The sequence below is a fragment of the Paenibacillus antri genome (assembly GCF_005765165.1).
Classification (GTDB): domain Bacteria; phylum Bacillota; class Bacilli; order Paenibacillales; family YIM-B00363; genus Paenibacillus_AE; species Paenibacillus_AE antri.
Genome location: NZ_VCIW01000001.1, coordinates 118,646 through 134,659, shown reverse-complemented (window position 1 = coordinate 134,659; position 16,014 = coordinate 118,646). Strand labels below are relative to the sequence as shown.

12 protein-coding genes are annotated in these 16,014 nt (G+C 56.3%); 9 read left to right on the top strand and 3 right to left on the bottom strand.

All coding sequences use genetic code 11. The features are described 5' to 3' along the window. Nucleotides 1-56: 56 nt before the first annotated feature. The 8 genes from FE782_RS00490 to FE782_RS00455 all read left to right on the top strand — a co-directional run bounded on the left by FE782_RS00490 (nucleotide 57) and on the right by FE782_RS00455 (nucleotide 10,306). Nucleotides 57-2,318, top strand: coding sequence for an AraC family transcriptional regulator (locus tag FE782_RS00490; protein WP_138191418.1), 2,262 nt, complete (start codon nucleotides 57-59; stop codon nucleotides 2,316-2,318). Between the two features lie 410 nt (nucleotides 2,319-2,728). Then, entirely contained in the window at nucleotides 2,729-3,643 is a 915-nt protein-coding gene (locus tag FE782_RS00485) for an ABC transporter permease (RefSeq protein WP_138191416.1), read from the top strand. 13 nt (nucleotides 3,644-3,656) lie between these two features. Further along, a complete protein-coding gene (locus tag FE782_RS00480; RefSeq protein ID WP_138191414.1) occupies nucleotides 3,657-4,553 on the top strand; it encodes a carbohydrate ABC transporter permease in 897 nt (298 codons plus the stop codon). Between the two features lie 250 nt (nucleotides 4,554-4,803). Next, on the top strand, nucleotides 4,804-6,603 hold the full coding sequence (locus tag FE782_RS00475; protein ID WP_138191412.1) for an extracellular solute-binding protein: 1,800 nt from the start codon (nucleotides 4,804-4,806) through the stop codon (nucleotides 6,601-6,603). 33 nt (nucleotides 6,604-6,636) lie between these two features. Next, nucleotides 6,637-7,734 (top strand): mandelate racemase/muconate lactonizing enzyme family protein, encoded by a 1,098-nt coding sequence (locus tag FE782_RS00470; protein ID WP_138191410.1) that lies wholly within the window; start codon nucleotides 6,637-6,639, stop codon nucleotides 7,732-7,734. A gap of 17 nt (nucleotides 7,735-7,751) precedes the next feature. Beyond that, entirely contained in the window at nucleotides 7,752-8,831 is a 1,080-nt protein-coding gene (locus FE782_RS00465) for an amidohydrolase family protein (RefSeq protein ID WP_238392278.1), read from the top strand. Nucleotides 8,832-8,854: 23 nt separating this feature from the next. Next, nucleotides 8,855-9,265: a Rieske (2Fe-2S) protein gene (locus FE782_RS00460; protein ID WP_138191407.1), complete on the top strand. Its 411-nt coding sequence runs from the start codon at nucleotides 8,855-8,857 to the stop codon at nucleotides 9,263-9,265. An 81-nt stretch (nucleotides 9,266-9,346) separates the two neighbouring features. Further along, nucleotides 9,347-10,306 carry a D-2-hydroxyacid dehydrogenase gene (locus tag FE782_RS00455; RefSeq protein ID WP_138191405.1) on the top strand — a complete coding sequence of 320 codons (960 nt, stop codon included), beginning with the start codon at nucleotides 9,347-9,349 and terminating at the stop codon, nucleotides 10,304-10,306. A 135-nt stretch (nucleotides 10,307-10,441) separates the two neighbouring features. Here FE782_RS00455 and FE782_RS00450 read toward each other — a convergent pair whose 3' ends face one another. The 3 genes from FE782_RS00450 to FE782_RS00440 form a co-directional block, all read right to left on the bottom strand. Next, on the bottom strand, nucleotides 10,442-11,878 hold the full coding sequence (locus tag FE782_RS00450) for an NAD-dependent malic enzyme (protein WP_138191402.1): 1,437 nt from the start codon (nucleotides 11,876-11,878) through the stop codon (nucleotides 10,442-10,444). A 20-nt stretch (nucleotides 11,879-11,898) separates the two neighbouring features. Beyond that, on the bottom strand, nucleotides 11,899-12,669 hold the full coding sequence (locus FE782_RS00445) for a fumarylacetoacetate hydrolase family protein (protein ID WP_138191400.1): 771 nt from the start codon (nucleotides 12,667-12,669) through the stop codon (nucleotides 11,899-11,901). A gap of 144 nt (nucleotides 12,670-12,813) precedes the next feature. Continuing rightward, nucleotides 12,814-13,563, bottom strand: coding sequence for an IclR family transcriptional regulator (locus FE782_RS00440; protein WP_138191398.1), 750 nt, complete (start codon nucleotides 13,561-13,563; stop codon nucleotides 12,814-12,816). Between the two features lie 198 nt (nucleotides 13,564-13,761). Between FE782_RS00440 and FE782_RS00435 the strand changes: the two genes are divergently transcribed. Further along, the gene (locus FE782_RS00435; RefSeq protein ID WP_138191396.1) at nucleotides 13,762-15,939 is read left to right on the top strand and encodes a malate synthase G; all 2,178 of its coding nucleotides are present in this window, start codon (nucleotides 13,762-13,764) and stop codon (nucleotides 15,937-15,939) included. Nucleotides 15,940-16,014 lie beyond the last annotated feature (75 nt).

The window sequence follows — 16,014 nt, the reverse complement described above, 5'->3', positions numbered from 1 at the left end:
TGAATACCTAAGACATTATTACGGGGACATGAATCGAGAAAGGGTGCGGAGGATGCATGAATATAGAATACAAGAAGAAGCTTTGGTTTTATAAGACTCTATTTTCCTATCTTCCCGTTTTTTTTCTTGTGACCTCCATATTGTTTCTGATCTTGTTTTTGGCGTTCAGCGAAAATATCAAGAAGACGACCACGAAATCGAACGAATTTTTCGTGATGCAAATCAACCAGTCCGTCAACAATATTCTTTCTCCCGTCGAGAAGATGGTCGTCAACGAAATGTTGACCAACGGGACGCTGAATCGATCGTTCGAAGCCGAAGACCTTCAAAAATACGATATTTACGAGATCTCAAAAGCACTGAAGAAACTCATCCTCAATTTCCCCATTATTGAATCCGCTTACATCTATTATCAAGGGAACCGCCTCGTGATCAGCGACAGCGTCTTTACGCCGTTGGAACAATTCAGCGATCAAGCGTTCATCGAAGAGCAATTAAGCGAAAGACAGATCGGTTCGTCGTGGACCGGACGAAGGATGTATACGGACGTAAGGAAGAACGATACGCAATCGGTGGTCTCTCTCGTAAAGAAATATCCGTTCCACACCGGTTCGCAAGGACTTGTCGTCATCAACATTCGCGTGGATACGGTCCAGGCGATGGTTGCCGAGATGTCGAGCCTGGAGACCGGCGTCGTTCATATCTTCGACGGGGAAGGGAGCTTTATTCTTAGCACGGAACAATCGGCGTCGACGGCCTATCGCGCGGCGGACGTCGACGATGCATATGCGAAATCGACGTCCGACTATACCGGTTGGGAAGTGTACAGCGGGTTTCAGAACGGGAGAATGTTCGCCTTTTTTGCGGTGTTCCCCTATTTCTGGGTCGTTCTGGGTCTCGTGTCCATTGGAGTCGGGGCCATCTGGATCATCTTCATTACCCGAAGAAATTATAAACCGATCGAGACGATCATGAAACGGCTCAATGAGACGTTCAGCCTGAAGAATCGGGATTTGTTCGCCAAAGGCAACCCCGACGAGATTCGATTTATCGAATTAGCGATCGTAGATTTAATGGAGCAAGCGAACAAATTCCAAAGTCGGCAGGAGGAGGATCTCATTCGGATCCGGAAAGGTTTCTTCAAGGAGACCGTCGAGGGAAACCGTCCGATCGAGCTTGAAGAGTGGAAACATGAGATGCGGCGACTAGGGCTGAAAGAAACGTTCGACAAGATTGCCTTTAACGTGTTGGAGATCGATAAATACTACGAGTTTACCGCCGTCTATTCCGATAAAGATCAGTACTTGCTCAAGTTCATTTTGAACAGCGTAGTGCAAGAAATCGCACAAAACCACGGAATTCACGCTTGGACGGAATGGTTGTCCAACGAACGACTCGGTATTCTGTATATGATCGACGATCCGGACGAAGAAGCGGCCAAAATTTCATCGCAAAAAATACGGCAAATGCCGGAAAATTACATCTCTTGGATCAAGGATAATCTGAAGTTTACCGCGACCGTCGGCATCGGCGGCGAGACGGATCAGATCGACGACGTTCCGGATTTATACGAGAGCGCTATGCAGGCGCTGAAGTACAAGCCTATTTTCGGAAATGATCGCGTCATTCATCCGGAGGAGCTGTTGGCGAAGCCGAAGACCGAGATTTTCAACCATGTAGAGTTCGTAGGCACGCTTGCTCATACTTATCGTTCGGGCAATCCGACGTGGCATTCGCAATATCAAGCATTTTTCCAAAACTTAAGATCGGGCATGTTCCCGCGGGAGGATATCGTTAGTATCATCCATTATTTCCTCTATTACTTGGATCGAAGCATGAATGAACTCTCGAATAAGCTGCGGGAGAGCTGGCAACAACGGACGATGCCCGCTTTGGCCGAGCTGCTGGACCGCTTCGAAACCTTAGAAGAATTCGAGAAGCGGTCGTATCCGCTGCTGGAGTCGATGAGCGACGAAATCCAACGCCAACGCGATAATCAGAACAATAATCAAATGATTCATGATGTCAGGCAATATATAGACGAAAATTACGCGAGTCCCGACTTGTCCTTGAATCTTCTAAGTCGCACATACAATTTAAGTCCCAGCTATCTAAGCCAGTTATTTAAGGACGAGTTCGGCGAAAAATTCGTAGATTATCTAGTGGGAATCAGGATCGAGAAAGCAAAGAAGCTGTTGCAGAACACGTCCGAGCCGATTCAGGACATCGCCAATAAAGTCGGCTATCTGCATGCCTTCTCCTTTATCAGAGCCTTCAAAAAGCTCGTGGGGAAGACCCCGGGAGAATTTCGGAAATAGCGAAAAAAAGCGGGACGGTCGAAAAAAAGTGTATCCATAGCGATGTCATTGGCGCGAGGGCTCCGAGGGGGCTCTTTTTTCTTGTGCATTGCGGCGGAGAATGGTGTATTGCGAAAAGAAAGACGCAAAAAAACCGCATTCGGGGAGCTGCCGTTTTCCGGCGGAATCATTCGGTTCCGGCGCCATTCCGTGGCGGAAATTCAGTGAATTGTGTATCGGGAGAAAACGTGTTCATTGAGTTTCGTTCCATGCATGTCATACAGTAATAACCAATCGGTACCACGGGTGTGCGTACGCTTCAACCAAATGATACGAAAGGAAGGTATCGACCGGAATCTCGAACGAACGGTTGAAAGCGGTTTAAGACACCTTATAACAGTTTTCGATGACGTTCGAATCGGAGGTGTGCGATGATGCGGCAAAATCAGTTGGTCAGAGAAATCATTAAGCATAAATACATGTACTTATTTTTATTCCCGGCGATCGTTTGGTTTTTTATCTTTTATTACATTCCGATCTACGGCGTCACCATCGCTTTTAAAGATTTCTCCATTATGGACGGCATTCTGGGGAGCGAGTGGATCGGTTTCGATCACTTCGAGCGCATGTTCGGAGCGCCCGAGTTTACTAGGGTATTGAGGAACACCTTGATCATTTCCTTCTTGAAGCTCATCTTCGTGTATACCTCCGGCTTGTTCTTGGCGCTAGCGTTGAACGAGTTGTTTCACGACAAATTCAAGAAGATCGTCCAGAGCATCTCGTATCTTCCGCATTTTTTATCCTGGGTCATCATCGGCAGCATCATGGTGGAGATTCTTTCTCCCTCCAGCGGATTGGTTAACTACATGATTAAAGCGTTCGGCGGGAAGCCGATTTATTTCTTGGCGGAAACCGAGTGGTTCGTACCCGTCTTGATCTTGTCGGACGTATGGCAGAGCGTAGGCTGGGGTTCGATTATTTATTTGGCGGCGATCGCGGGCGTGGACCCGCAGCTGTATGAAGCGGCAACGATGGACGGGGCGGGACGATTCAAGAAAATTTGGCACATCACGCTGCCCTCCATCGCGAATGTCATCATTATCATGATGATCTTCAACGTAGGGAATATGATGAACGCCGGGTTCGATCAAATCTTCAACTTATATAACCCGATGGTGTACGAAGTGGCCGATATCATCGATACGTACGTGTACCGCGTCGGTCTCGTACAGATGGATTTCAGTTTTTCCACGGCGGTCGGATTGTTCAAGAACGTTATAGGCTTGATCCTTGTCTTGCTCGTCAATCGCATGGCGAATCGGTACGGTCAAACCGGATTATGGTAGGAGGCGATGGAAGTTGGCCATCGTAGGACAAAGAAGACGATTTACGCTCTTCGATTACGTCAATTATTTGTTCATGGTCGTCCTTTGCGCTTCCGTGCTTTATCCGATCATGTATCTCTTCTTTCTATCGGTAAGCACGCGCGAGGGCTTGGCCGAGGCAAGCAGCTCCATATTGCTGTGGCCGCAAGGGTTTTCTTGGGGGGCGTACGAGGGGTTCGTAAAACAAAGCTATATTTACACCGGCTACGCTTATACCGTAGGCCGAACGCTGATCGGCACCTTCCTTTCCGTCCTGTTTATGTCCTTGGCGGGTTATGCGTTGTCGAAATATATCCCGTTTAAGAAATCGATTACGTTTTACTTTATCCTAACGATGTTTTTCAGCGGAGGGTTAATCCCGACTTATCTGCTCATTAAAAATGTGGGACTCATCGATAATCCGCTGGTGTACATCTTGGCTCCGCCGTTCTTATATAACACGTTCTATATGCTGATCTTGAGAAACTTCTTCATGACGATCCCCGGCAGCCTCGAAGAATCGGCGAAGATCGACGGGGCGAACGACCTGCGCCTCTTCTTTACGATCATGGTTCCGCTCGCGGCGCCGGCCATCGCGACGATCAGTCTTTGGGTGGCGGTAAACCATTGGAACTCGTGGTTCGATTCGATCATCTACATGCAGTCCCCGGAAAAACAAGTGATTCAGGTGCATATTCGGAAGTTAATTATCGAACAAAGCGCGCGAATGATGAGCCAAACGGTGAGTTTCTTCGATAAAGCCGAGGCGCCGACCGGGGAAAGCATCAAGGCCGCCGCCATTCTTATTACGATGTTTCCGATTCTATGCGTATACCCGTTCGTCCAGCGATATTTCGTGAAGGGCGTCGTCATGGGGGCCGTGAAAGGATAGTGTCCCTTGCGAAATCGATCTCTCTCGAGGGAGGTGAGGCAAGCGATTTCCCGCATCGGCAACGTTCGCGGCGACGAAAGGAGGCGATTGCATGGAAAACGAGAAGCGTCGAAAGCGCAGGTAGGAGTGCTCCCGAACCATCGGATACTGGACTTGGCGGTTGCAATAACCATGAATAGGGAAGCACCCGACTTGAAGTATAGTAAATCTCATTCCGTAAATCAATCGTTGCCTTATAGGAGGATGTCCAATGACTACTATTAAAGGAAAGTTGATCCCCTTAGCATTGATAACATGTTTGATCGGCGGGTTGCTGGCCGGCTGTAACGACAGCGGCGCGGAAACCGGAACGGCGAACGAATCCGGCGACGCGGATAGTCCTTCGACCGGCAATGCCGACGACCCCTTGTCCAAAGCATACGCCGAACAAATCTTTCAGAAGACGTTGGACGAAACCGTTACGCCGGACTACTTCAAGAATACGCCGGCCTACGAATATACGATACAGCTCGGCGACAGCGTGACGAACGACGAGACGTTCGGTCAACGGTATTTCGAGAAGAAGTTTAATGTGAAGTTAAAGGTGATCCGACTCGACGGCGGAGACCGGATCGAGCAGTTGAACCTGATGTACGCCACGGGGACGATCCCCGATCTCGTCGCCGGGACTTTAAATCTGGTCCCGGAATACGCCAAGCAAGGGCTGCTCGCGGAGATCCCCGAGGACATGCTTAAGGAGCATATGCCGGAATATTACAATACGCTGCAAACCTATGACCCGGGTTTGTTGTCGGTCGCCAGAGTGGACGGGAAGAACATGGGCTTGCCGAGATTTTACCCGAACGGCGGCGTTCCGCGCCCCGCGGCGATCCGCGCGGATTGGCTCGAAAACGTAGGCATTACGAAGCTGCCGGAAACGCTGGACGAACTGGAAGCGGCCTTCTTGAAATTCCGAAACGAAGATCCGGACGGCAACGGAGTCAAGGACACGTACGCGCTTTCCAATCCGAGCGATTACGACGGCCAATATTGGTTCCAGTCTATCTTCGGAGCGTTCGGCGCCAATCCCTTCATGTGGGTCGAACGGGACGGCAAGCTGCAGTTCGGCTTAACGACGGAGGAGGCGAAACAGGCGTTAAAGCGTCTCCATAGCTGGTACGAACAAGAGCTGATCGATCCGGAATTCATCACGGATTTGGGGAGAAGCGTGGATCAAGAAGACGTGGCCGCCAAGTTCGCGAAACACAAGATCGGTTATATGGACCATGTCTCCTTCGATGATTATCAGTGGGATTACGACGGTCACGTCAATTATAAATGGGTCACGAACACTCCCGAATGGAAACAGTGGTTCGACGAGAGACAAGGAAACCCGGAGGAGTTTTATTCCAAAACCGTCGACGTCGACTTCTCGGATCATCCGGTAGCTCCTTACTACATTCTCTTGCCCCCCGTGAAAGGACCGAACGGGCAAGCCGGTTATCAGCGCCAGGGTTATCAGGAGACCATTCTCTTGTTCGGCAAGCCGTTGGAAGAGGACCCGGGGAAATACGAAAAGCTTTTGAAAATCATGGAGTTTTTGCACACCGACGAAGAGACTTACAAGATGCTCGAAGCCGGCCCCGAGGGAGTGCTGTTGGTCAAGGACGCCGACGGCGAACTGATCTACAATCCGAAATGGAACGAGCATGAGCTCTACGATGCGCAGTTGGCCAACGTCGGCCTCGAATGGAAAGTGAATCCGATGCGATGGACGAATCCCGACTGGCTTGCGATCGTCGGCGGGGCGCGGCCGAAACAACGATACGAGAAAACCGCGGACGTCGTCAGAGATCGGGCGTTCTACGAAAACAAACTTAAGGTATCCTTGCCTTCTCAGGCGACCTACTCGGAACTCTTGGATACTCGGGTGAAGGAGTACGTGATCAAGACGATCGCCGGCGATATCGACATCGATTCCACGTTCGACGACATGGTCGCGAGATGGTATCAAGACGGCGGGGAGCAGTTGACGAAGGAAGCGAACGATTGGTACGAAAGCGCGAAATAAGAAGGCCAATATGAAACCGTTGGTGGTGAGACTGTGAACATTGTCGGATTGGAATCCATCGTGCTGCAGTCCGAAGTGAAGCGTCCCGTGTCGGACGCGCTGCATACGTTCGACGCGGGGACGACGGTCGTCACGAAGGTGCATACCGACGAAGGGATCGTCGGCTGCGCGACGACTCACTTCGGCAGAGCGAAAGCCGGAGCGGCGATCCTTAAGACGATATTGGATAAAGAGATCGCTCCGCTCTTGATCGGCGAAGACCCGCATTTTTCCCGCAAAGTCAGAGAGAAGCTTTGGTTTGCGACGGAATATTACGGTGTGACCGGGATTACGCAGTTCGCCGTCGCGGCCGTCGACATCTGTCTATGGGATATTGTCGGGAAGGCCAGCGGGAAACCGGTCTGTCATCTGCTTGGCGGCGCGCGCGACAGGATTCCGGCGTACGCGATGGTGGGGTGGTACTACGAACGCGAACGGGATTATTTGGAACATTGCGTCGCCGCGGTGGAGGAAGGCTTTAAAGCGATTAAACTCAAGGTCGGCAAGCATTCGTTGGAGGACGACATTCGGCGAATCGAATCCGTCCGGAACGAAGTCGGTCCGGACGTGACGCTGATGGTCGACGCGAACCAGATTTTCGACGAGACGGAAGCGTTGCGCAGGGGAAGAGCATATCAGGAACTGGGGATCTATTGGTACGAAGAACCGCTTGCCCCGTATCGTACGGAAGGCTACGTCCGCTTGTCCCAAAAGTTGGACATTCCGATCGCTCTCGGAGAAAACTATTACACGCGGCACCAGTTTTATGACGCCATCCGCATGAACGCCGGAGCGATCTATCAACCGGATAATCGAAGAACCGGCGGCGTAACGGAATGGATGGAGATCGGTGCGCTGGCTGAGGCGGCCGGGAGGAAAATCGCCAGCCACGGAGGCGGAGCCGGGAACGTGAACATTCTTTGCGCTCTCCCGAACGCCGTCTTCCTTGAGTCGGGCAGTTTAAAGCACCAAGAACAAGGAATGTTCGCGACCGAACTGCAATTGATTGACGGAAGCATATTGCTGCCCTCCGTTCCCGGCATGGGAACGGAGGTGCGGGAAGCTTATATCCAAAAACACAGAGTATCTTGATCGACGGGAGGACTACGATGGAACAGGTTGAAGAGATGAAGGCGACCAGAAGCACAGGGAGAGCGATCATCGATTGCGACGTTCACCCTTATCCGAAGAGCGTCGACGAAATCCGTTCGTACATGCAGGAGCCGTGGAAGAGCCGGTACAGAGGGAGCGGCAGAGGGTTCTTCGACAATCCCGTGCACGGCATGCGGCTGGATGCGACGCCGCCGAACGGCGGCGGGGCCGGGACGGACCCGGATTTCGTGCGGGAACAGCTTTTGAAACCGTTCGGCCACGAGTACGCCGTCCTGATGCCGAGAGCCTTTTGCAATCTGCTGCCCGATCCGGATTACGCGACAGCGATCGCGGCGGCTTATAACGAATGGCTGGCGGACACTTGGCTCGGTAAACATAACGCCGACGGCGTATTCAAGGGTTCAATCACCATCGCCCATCAGGACCCGCATGCCGCTGCGCGGGAAATCGAACGATGGGCCGGTCATCCGCATTTCGTGCAGGTCATGACGGATTCGGGGGCGCGCGCTCCGTTCGGACAACGGCAATATTACCCGATATACGAAGCGTGCGAGAAACATGGTCTGCCGTTCGCGATTCATCCGGGGACGGACGGCATGGGGATCAATGTTCAGCCGTCGCCGGGTTATCCGACGCATTACATCGAGTGGCATACCTGCCTCTCGCTTGCGTTCCAAGCGCATCTCGTCAGTTTCTTGACGGAGGGCGTGTTCGAACGGTTTCCGGGATTCAAGATCGTTTTGGTGGAAGGCGGCGTCTCCTGGCTGCCCGGATTGATGTGGCGTCTGGACCAGGAGTACAAGGCGCTCCGGTATGAGGTGCCTTGGATGACCAAGCGGCCCAGCGAATATTTGCGCGATCACGTCCGCATCTCGTCGCAGCCGTTGGAGCGGCCGGACGACGACGGCCATCTGCTCCAAATGTTGACGATGATGGACGCGGAGCATATCCTCATGTTCGCGAGCGACTACCCGCATTGGGATTTCGATTCGCCGAAGCACGCGTTTCCCAAGCTGCCGGACGCCATGGCGCGGCGGATCTTCTACGAGAACGCGAAGGAATTTTACAAATTGTAGAGCGTCGGGAGGAATGGTGCGAAGTGGGAAGACATGTCGTCGGGAATGCCGCGGAGCTTCCGCCGGGGTCCCGTAAGATCGTAACGCTGGAAAATCGAAGCATCGGCGTATTTAATGTGAACGGCGCTTACTACGCCCTGAAGAACAGTTGTCCTCACCAGGCGGCGCCGCTGTGCGCCGGTCCGATCAAGGGAACGAATTTACCCTCTAAGCCGGGCGAGTACCGGTATGCGCGCGAAGGAGAAATTATTCGCTGTCCTTGGCATGGCTGGGAATTCGATCTGACCAACGGCAAATCCTTGTTCGATCCGCACAAATGCTTGGTGAAGACGTACGAGGTGGCCGTGGAAGAAGTGCGGGAAGAGCAAGAAGAGCCTTCGGTAGAAACTTATAGGGTGCAGATCGAGGCGAATAAAGTCGTCGTATACATCTAATCGTACAACGTATGGAACCTCTCTTCGTCCGATCCGGGACGAAGAGAGGTTCCATCTCTATGCAACGAGGGGGGATCCATGTTGAACATCGTCGTTTTGGACGGTTATGCTCTGAATCCGGGCGATCTCGACTGGGCGCCGTTGGGCGCGCTCGGAAAGTTGCAAGTGTTCGAGCGCACGTCTCCTGAGCAAGTCATGGAACGAGCCCGGGGCGCGCATATCATCCTGACCAATAAGACGCGCCTACCTGGAGACGTGTTGTCGAAGCTGCCGGAATTGGGCTATATCGGCCTGCTCGCCACGGGGTACGACGTCGTGGATACGAAGGCGGCGCGCGAGCGCGGCATGATCGTAACGAACGTCCCCGGCTACGGTTCCGCTTCGGTCGCTCAGCACGTGTTCGCGCTCCTCTTAGAGCTCACTAATCAGGTCGGTCTCCATTCCCGATCCGTGACGGACGGGGAGTGGAGCCGAAGCGGCGACTGGTGCCGCCGGATGTCTTCGCTGGCGGAGCTCGAGGGGAAGACGATGGGCATCGTCGGGTACGGAGCGATCGGGGAACGAACGGCTCGGATTGCCCATGGATTCGGCATGAAGGTCGCCGCGTACCGCAGGTCGCCCCCGACGGAGCTTCCGTCCCCGGATTTCGCCTGGGTGGGCTTGCACGAGCTGTTTTCCGTTTCCGACGTCGTCAGCTTGCATTGCCCGTTAACCGCCGAGACGGAAGGGATGATCAACGCGTCGACGATCGCTATGATGAAGCCCGGGGCATTGTTGATCAATACGGCCCGCGGCAAGCTGATCGCGGAGCGGGATCTTGCAGACGCCTTGAACGAGGGGAGGATCGCCGGCGCGGGCCTGGACGTCTTGTCGGCGGAGCCACCGGATCCGGATCACCCGCTGGCGTCGGCGAAGCGCTGCGTGATCACGCCGCATGTGGCATGGGCGACGCAGGAGGCGCGGAGCCGGTTGCTGCAATCCGTCGTTCGAAATATAAGCGCATATCAAGCCGGCGCCCCGGTAAACGTCGTGAACCGATAATCCCCCTCGCCGCGACCCCGCCGTCACCCGATCCCGAACGCCTCCGCCGGCAACGCGTGCGAGCGGACGCGCGCGGCATTTCTTTACGAGTTGTTCCGCTGATTGAAAATGGATGGCGCTGCCGAAACGCCGGTATTACGGAAGGACGACGCTCATGCCGACTTCCATCGGGTACTCGGGAGGAATCCGCTTGGCGACGCCGGTTCGGACGGCGGCGGCGACGACGGCCGCCTGCACGTGTTTAACCACTTTTTCGTTGAAAATGCTGGGAATGATGTATTGCTCGTTCAATTCCTCGTCCGTTACGAGCGAAGCGATCGCTTTGGCGGCCGCCAGCTTCATCTCGTCGTTAATGCGCGAAGCGCGGCAGTCGAGCGCGCCGCGGAAAATGCCGGGGAAGCAGAGAACGTTGTTGATTTGGTTCGGGTAGTCGCTGCGGCCCGTCGCCAGCACGCGGACGAACGGCTCCGCCAGCTCGGGATCGATCTCCGGCTCCGGATTCGCCATGGCGAAGACGATCGCGTCCCGCGCCATGCTTCGTACGTCGGCGACGGTCAACACGCCCGGACCGGACACGCCGATGAACACGTCCGCGCCGCGGATCGCTTCGTCGACGGGTCCGCTCAGCCGCTCGGGATTAGTCCGGGCGGCGATTCGGTTCAACGTCGGCTGTCCGTAATCGACGCCCGGCAGCAGCGCGCCGCAACGATCCACGGCGATCAGCCGCCGCGCGCCGGCGGCCAGCAGCATCTCGATGCAAGCGGCGCCTGCCGCGCCTACGCCGCAAACCACGACCTTGACGGTCTCGATCGTCTTGCCGACGAGCCGCAGCGCGTTGAGCAGCCCGGCCAGCATGACGACCGCGGTGCCGTGCTGGTCGTCATGAAAGACCGGGATGTCCAGCGCTTCCTGAAGACGCCGTTCGATCTCGAAGCAGCGTGGAGAACTGATATCTTCCAGATTGATGCCGCCGAACGTAGGGGAGATGCCCTTCACGATCTCGACGATCTCGTCAGGATCTTGCGTCCGCAGGCAGATCGGGAACGCGTCGACGTCGGCGAACTGCTTGAACAGCACGGCTTTCCCTTCCATGACCGGCATGGCGGCCTCGGGTCCGATGTTGCCGAGGCCCAGCACCGCGGAGCCATCCGTGACGACGGCGACGGTGTTCCGCTTGGCTGTTAACGTGAACGCCTTGGAAGGGTCCTCGTGGATCGCCATGCTCACCCGCGCGACGCCCGGCGTGTACACCTTGGACAAGTCGTCCCGGTTCTTGATCGGCGTCTTCGGCACCACTTCGATTTTGCCGCCGAGATGTGCAAGGAAGGTGCTGTCCGACTCGTGGACGAGCCGAACGCCGGGAAGCGATGCGACGGCTTCGGCCACGCGCCGGTGAACGTCGACTTTCAGCTGTACGGTAATATCCCGGACGGTATAAGGCTTCCCGGCGCGGATGACGTCCACGGCGATCACGTCGCCGCCCGCCCCGTTCACCGCCGTCGCGACTTCCCCGAACGTGACTTGCTCCGTATTCATCTCGATGCGATAGATCATCGTCGTACTGATAGACATGTCGAGATCCCCCTTATGGATTATTTCGCGTCAGCGCCTAGCACCGGATTGCTCAAGCTCCCTAGCCCTTCGATCGAACAGATGACGGTATCGCCGCCCCGGATGACGTCGGCGCCCGGAGGCGTTCCCGTCAGCAGGACGTCTCCCGGCTGTAAAGTCATAAATTCGCTTACGCGGCTGATCATATGGCGTACCGGCGTAATCATCCGCTCGACGGAGCCGTTCTGCTTCTCGGCGCCGTTCACGGTCGCTCGGATGCGGGCGTCGCGATCGTCGAACGCCGTGTCGAGCCAGGGTCCCAACGGACAGAACGTATCGAACGACTTGCCGACCGTCCAATGGCCGTTCGGGTGGAAGAATTCGGGCGCGCTGACGTCGTTGGCGACGGTAAAGCCGAAGATGTACTCCCCCGCGCGTTCCGGATCGACCCGTCTGGCCGTTCGGCCGATGACGACGGCGAGCTCCGCCTCGAATTTCACGTTCTTCGCGCCGGGCGGCAGCCGGATCGGCGCGCCGGGACCGATAACCGCGGTCGTCGGTTTGAAGAATAGAACCGGGAGCTCCGGCATGTCGGGCTTCGGGACGCCCTCCGGGGCGAAGTTCGCGCCGATGCCGATAATATGCCGGGGCGAGAACGGCGCGTGCAGCGTTACCTCCTCCAATCGGCAGGTTCTCCCCGTGAGCTCGATGCCCTCGAACAAATCGCCGGCATATTCGCGGATGACGTCCCCCTCGAGCGTTCCGCCGCGGACGGAAGCTTCGCCCGCGATCGAATACCGAACCAACTTCATCAGGAATGACCCCTTTTCGTTCATAATACGGAACAATGTTCCAGATGTTGATAAGACCATCGTCTACCAATTCGGTTGGAAAGTCAATGGGCAAATAAAAAAAGACGCGCCCGAAATTTCGGGACGCGTCCGACTTGCCGCACGTTATAAGGGGGATAACCGTTTCGCCAGCTCCTGCATTTCTCGCAACGCCGTTTCTTTCTTGCCCTCCCACCGGTGAATCGGCATGGAGCAGCTCACCGCCGCGACGACCCCGCCGCCCGAAGCGCGAACGGGGGCGGCCACGCAGCAGAAGCCCATGACCCCTTCCTGGATATCCGTCGTATACCCCTCCCGCTCGCCTTTTCTCACTTCTTGAAGCAGCGCTTCGCGGGAGCCTACCGTGTGAACCGTAATTTTCGGCAGCGATTCTTCGGGAAACAGTTCCCTTATTCGATCTTCCGTCGTTCCGGCCAGGAGCGCCTTCCCGAGTCCGGTCGCATGGGCGGGGAACCGTACGCCGGGGCCGGACACCATTTGCACCGGGCCCGGGGCCTCCACCTTCGCCAAATAAAGGACGTCGGATCCCTCGAGCACCGCGAGCTGAATCGATTCCTCGAGCTTGCGCATCGCGGGATCGGCCAGCGTGCGGAACGCCTCGACAAGATCGTATTGACGAAAATAAGCGCCGCCGAGCCGCCCCATGGCGCTTCCGATCGCGTAAGCGTCGTTGCGGTCGCGGGCGATCCATTGCAACCGCTCCATCGTGGCGAGCAGCGAGTACAACGTGCTCTTGCTGATGTCGAGCTTTTTCGATAGGTCGGACAGCTTCCAACGGTACGGTTCGTCCACGAGCGCCGTCAGCACCGCGTTGGCCCGGTCCAGGGCGGGAACGCTATATTTTTGCTCATCCACGCGAACACGTCTCCTTCCTTTGGGTTATCGTTCCGTATTTTGAACTAAGTTGATCCTACCACTGCGGTCTTTTCGCGTCAAAGGTGCCGGTGTCCCGATCCGATTTTCCGATTGACCCTCCGAAATGCCGATGGTAAACTGAACCAAACATCTTGATGAACTTGGTTCATTATTATGAACAACAAGGAGGTCGTTTCAATGTCCGAGTACGTGACGGTCGGGAACCTTAAGGTGGCCGCGACGCTTTACGAATTTATTCGCGCGGAGGCGCTGCCGGGCAGCGGGGTGGACGAGGAAGCGTTCTGGAGCGGATTCGATGCGTTGATTCACGAGCTGTCGCCGCGGAACCGGGCGCTCCTCGAGAAGCGCGACGACCTGCAAGCGCGAATCGACGCGTGGCACAAGCGGAACCGTGTCTCCGCGCCGGAGGAGTACAAGGCGTTCCTGCAGGAGATCGGCTACCTGGAGCCGGAACCCGCGGATTTCGAAGTCGCGACCGAAGGCGTCGACGACGAGATCGCGCGTTTGGCCGGGCCGCAGCTCGTCGTTCCGGTCAATAACGCGCGCTACGCGCTGAACGCCGCCAACGCGCGTTGGGGGAGCCTGTACGACGCCTTGTACGGCACGGACGCGATCGACGATGCGGACGGGGCCGAGCGGCGGAACGACTATAACCCGATTCGCGGGGAACGCGTCATCGCCTTCGCCAAGTCGTTCCTGGATCGAACGGCGCCGCTCGGCGAAGGCTCGCATGCCGAGGCGGCCGGTTATGCCGTCGAGGACGGCCGGCTGCGCGTCGCGCTGCGGAGCGGATCGACGACCGGCCTACAGGATGAAAGCCGTCTCGCCGGTTATCGAGGCGATCCGTCCGCTCCGGAGGCGGTGCTGCTCCGGAATCACGGGCTTCATTTCGAGATCCAGATCGACCGCGAGCATCCCGTCGGCCGGACGGACGGCGCCGGAGTGAAAGATATTCTGCTGGAAGCCGCGCTTACGACCATTATGGATTGCGAGGATTCGGTCGCGGCCGTGGACGCGGACGACAAGGTGGCGGTGTACCGGAATTGGCTGGGGCTCATGCGAGGGGATTTAACCGCCGTCTTCGAGAAAGGGGGGCGCCGGACGACGCGGACGCTGCAGCCGGACCGCGAATATCGCGCTCCGTCCGGCGAGCCGATTCGCTTGCCCGGACGGTCGCTGTTGTTCGTACGGAACGTCGGGCATCTGATGGCGATCGACGCGATTCTCGACAAGGACGGCAGGGAAATCCCCGAAGGGATCTTGGACGGCGTCGTCACGAGCCTGATCGCCAAGCGGAACGCCGAAGGTTGGACGCCGTATCCGAACGGCAAGCGCGGTTCGATCTATATCGTCAAGCCGAAGATGCACGGTTCGGAGGAAGTCGCCTTCGCGAACGTATTGTTCGATCGGATCGAAGATATGCTCGGCATGCGACGATATACGCTGAAGATCGGCGTGATGGATGAAGAGCGGCGCACTTCGCTCAACCTGAAGGCTTGTATTCGAGCGGTGAAAGACCGCATCGTCTTCATTAATACGGGTTTCCTCGATCGCACCGGGGACGAGATCCATACGTCCATGGAAGCGGGGGCGATGATTCGCAAGGGCGACATGAAATCCTCCGCATGGCTGCAAACCTATGAAGCGGCCAACGTATACACGGGCCTGGAATGCGGCTTGCAAGGTCGCGCCCAGATCGGCAAGGGCATGTGGGCGATGCCGGACCTGATGAAGGAGATGCTGGTTCAGAAGGTCGCGCATCCCGGGGCCGGGGCGAATACGGCTTGGGTGCCGTCGCCGACGGCGGCGACGCTCCATGCGCTCCATTATCATGAGGTGAACGTCGCCGACGTCCAACGGGCGAAGCGGGCGGCCACCCGCCCCGAGAAGGACGGCATGCTCGAATTGCCTTCGGCGGCGTCGACGTCGTGGTCGGAGGAACAAATACAAGAGGAGCTGGACAATAACGTCCAAGGCATTCTGGGGTACGTCGTCCGTTGGATCGATCACGGCGTCGGCTGCTCGAAGGTGCCCGATGTCCGCAACGTCGGCCTGATGGAGGATCGGGCGACGCTGCGCATCTCCAGCCAGCATATCGCGAACTGGCTGCATCACGGCGTCTGTACGGAGGAGCAAGTGAAGGAGACGCTGCGGCGGATGGCGAGCGTGGTGGATGCGCAGAACGCCGCGGATCCGTCGTACCGTCCGATGACCGAGGACTTGGAACGCTCGATCGCGTTCCAAGCGGCCGGCGAGTTGATTCTGGAAGGACGAAAGCAGCCGAACGGATATACGGAGCCGATTCTGCACCGGCGGAGAAAGGAATACAAGGCGCGATTGGCACAACGCGTATAATCCGAATCGATTCATACGGCATAACCAAGGAGTCGGCGTTCAACGCGTCGGCTCTTTCTTTCGTTACGGCACAGT

Excerpts from the sequence above, each read along its gene's own strand:
- FE782_RS00490 (WP_138191418.1), top strand. The coding sequence starts at position 57 with ATGAATATAGAATACAAGAAGAAGCTTTGGTTTTATAAGACTCTATTT.
- FE782_RS00485 (WP_138191416.1), top strand. The coding sequence starts at position 2,729 with ATGATGCGGCAAAATCAGTTGGTCAGAGAAATCATTAAGCATAAATAC.
- FE782_RS00475 (WP_138191412.1), top strand. The coding sequence starts at position 4,804 with ATGACTACTATTAAAGGAAAGTTGATCCCCTTAGCATTGATAACATGT.
- FE782_RS00465 (WP_238392278.1), top strand. The coding sequence starts at position 7,752 with ATGGAACAGGTTGAAGAGATGAAGGCGACCAGAAGCACAGGGAGAGCG.
- FE782_RS00450 (WP_138191402.1), bottom strand. The coding sequence starts at position 11,878 with ATGTCTATCAGTACGACGATGATCTATCGCATCGAGATGAATACGGAG.
- FE782_RS00445 (WP_138191400.1), bottom strand. The coding sequence starts at position 12,669 with ATGAAGTTGGTTCGGTATTCGATCGCGGGCGAAGCTTCCGTCCGCGGC.
- FE782_RS00435 (WP_138191396.1), top strand. The coding sequence starts at position 13,762 with ATGTCCGAGTACGTGACGGTCGGGAACCTTAAGGTGGCCGCGACGCTT.